The sequence below is a fragment of the Streptomyces nanhaiensis genome (genome assembly GCF_046614825.1).
GTDB classification, from domain to species: domain Bacteria; phylum Actinomycetota; class Actinomycetes; order Streptomycetales; family Streptomycetaceae; genus Streptomyces; species Streptomyces radiopugnans.
This window is the reverse complement of sequence record NZ_JBKJFM010000311.1, coordinates 1-2,389: the sequence shown is the minus strand read 5'-3', so window position 1 is coordinate 2,389 and position 2,389 is coordinate 1. Positions and strand designations below refer to the sequence as shown.

Genomic DNA, 2,389 nt, shown 5'->3' with positions numbered 1-2,389 from the left:
TTGGCCGAGCCGGAGCGCGCGGCGGGCCGGTGCTGGCGGCCGGGCGGCCGGGACGACCTGGAGGACCTGGCGCGGCGGGCCGGGCTGCGCCCCGACGGCTCGGGCCGGGTGGCGTGCCCCTTCGGCTACGCCGATCTGGACAGCGCGGTGCGCGGGCTGGTCTCGACCGGTCTGTACGACGCGGCCGTCCGGGCGACGGACGAGGAGCAGGTCGCCAAGGAACTGGCCGAGGCGCTGCGCCCGCACGTACGGCCGGACGGCACCGTGTGGATGCAGAACCTGTTCCGCTACGTGGTCGCCATGACCTGAGGGTGCCGCCGGCCGCGGGCGGGCGGCGAACGCGCGGAGGGGCGGCGCCGGGGCCTTTCGCCGTCCCGGCGCCGCCCCTCCGCGCGGGCCGCCCACCCGGCCCGCCCGGCCGTACGGGCGGCCCGCGTCACCGGCCGGTCACTTGGGCGGGAGCATGTCCTTGAACTCCTGGGGCAGCTCGAAGTCCTCCGGCCCCTGGCCGCCGGGCAGCCCGAAGGCGCCGCCCTGGCCCGCGGCGCGGCGCTCGGCCACGGCCTGCTCCTCGGCCTTGCGCTTCATCGGGTTGCCCGAGCGCTGCTTGCCCCTGGCCTTCTTCGGCTGCTTGCCCTTCTTCCGGGCACCGCCTCCCATCCCCGGCATGCCCGGCATCCCGGGCATCCCCGGCATGCCGCCGCCCTGGGCCATGCGGGACATCATCTTGCGGGCCTCGAAGAAGCGCTCCACGAGGTTCTTCACCGCGCTGACGTCCACGCCGGAGCCGCGGGCGATGCGGGCCCGCCGCGAACCGTTGATGATCGTGGGGTCGGTGCGCTCGGCCGGGGTCATCGACTTGATGATCGCGGCGGTGCGGTCCACGTCGCGCTCGTCGATGTCGTTGATCTGCTCCCGGATCTGCCCCATGCCGGGCATCATCCCCAGCAGCTTGGAGATGGAGCCCATCTTGCGGACCTGCTCCATCTGGGCCAGGAAGTCGTCGAGGGTGAACTCCTTGGGACCCTTGGCCAGCTTGGCGGCCATCTGCTCGGCCTCTTGCCGGCTGAAGGTCTGCTCGGCCTTCTCGATGAGGCTGAGGACGTCGCCCATGCCCAGGATTCGGGACGCCATGCGGTCCGGGTGGAACGCGTCGAAGTCGTCCAGCTTCTCGCCGTTGGAGGCGAACATGATCTGGCGGCCGGTGACGTGCGCGATCGACAGGGCCGCGCCGCCGCGGGCGTCGCCGTCGAGCTTGGAGAGCACCACGCCGTCGAAGCCGACGCCGTCGCGGAACGCCTCGGCGGTGTTGACCGCGTCCTGGCCGATCATGGCGTCGACGACGAAGAGGGTCTCGTCGGGGCGTACGGCGTCGCGGATGTCGGCGGCCTGCCGCATCATCTCGGCGTCGATGCCCAGGCGGCCGGCGGTGTCGACGACGACGACGTCGTACTGCTTGGCGCGGGCGTACTCGATGGAGTCCTCGGCGACCTTCACCGGGTCGCCGACGCCGTTGCCCGGCTCGGGCGCGTAGATGCCCACGCCCGCGCGCTCGGCGACGACGGTGAGCTGGTTGACGGCGTTGGGGCGCTGCAGGTCGCAGGCGACCAGCAGCGGGGTGTGGCCCTGTGCCTTGAGCCAGCGGCCCAGCTTGCCCGCGAGCGTGGTCTTGCCCGCGCCCTGCAGACCGGCGAGCATGATCACCGTCGGCGGGTTCTTGGCGAACCGCAGACGGCGGGTCTCGCCCCCGAGGATGCCGATCAGCTCCTCGTTGACGATCTTGATGACCTGCTGGGCCGGGTTCAGGGCCTTGGAGACCTCGGCGCCGAGGGCGCGCTCCTTGACCTGCTTGATGAAGGCCCGCACCACGGGCAGTGCGACATCCGCCTCCAGCAGGGCGATACGGATCTCGCGCGCCGTGGCGTCGATGTCCGCCTCGCTCAGACGGCCCTTGCCCCTGAGGTTCTTGAACGTCGCTGTGAGGCGATCGGAGAGAGTGTCGAACACGTCGGTCGCGGATCCTTCGCGTTGGTGGCGGTGTCGGCGGTCGACCTCCAAGAGTATCCGCCCGCCCGCGGTCCGGTCAGCCGCCCAGGGCCCGCTCCAGTTCCGCCGCGAGGCGGGCGGCCTCGCCCGGCGGCAGCGGGGCGCCGTCGGGTCCGGTGACGTAGAAGGCGTCCACCGCGTTGGCGCCCAGGGTGCCGACGCGGGCGCTGCGCACGGTGACGCCGGCGTCCTCCAGGGCCCGTCCGATGCGGTACAGCAGCCCCGGGGCGTCCTGGGCGCGCACCTCGATGACCGTCGCCAGCCGTGACCCGGCCGGGGCGACGGTCACCTTCGGCGGCGGGGCCCCGGCTCCGCGCCGGCGGTCGCGGCCCAGGTGGGCCCG

General features: G+C 73.3%; 2 protein-coding genes and 1 pseudogene. 1 reads left to right on the top strand and 2 read right to left on the bottom strand.

The annotated features are described in order from the left end of the window. Positions 1-309 (top strand): annotated as a pseudogene (locus tag ACLIYP_RS30190) (SAM-dependent methyltransferase); the annotation flags it as partial. Positions 310-447: 138 nt separating this feature from the next. Here the strand turns inward: ACLIYP_RS30190 and ffh are convergent. Both ffh and ACLIYP_RS30180 read right to left on the bottom strand, forming a co-directional pair. Then, positions 448-2,007 carry a signal recognition particle protein gene (ffh, locus tag ACLIYP_RS30185; RefSeq protein WP_412716259.1) on the bottom strand — a complete coding sequence of 520 codons (1,560 nt, stop codon included), beginning with the start codon at positions 2,005-2,007 and terminating at the stop codon, positions 448-450. 76 nt (positions 2,008-2,083) lie between these two features. Then, positions 2,084-2,389: ACT domain-containing protein (locus tag ACLIYP_RS30180; protein WP_412716258.1), on the bottom strand; the 306-nt coding region annotated here is incomplete at its 5' end.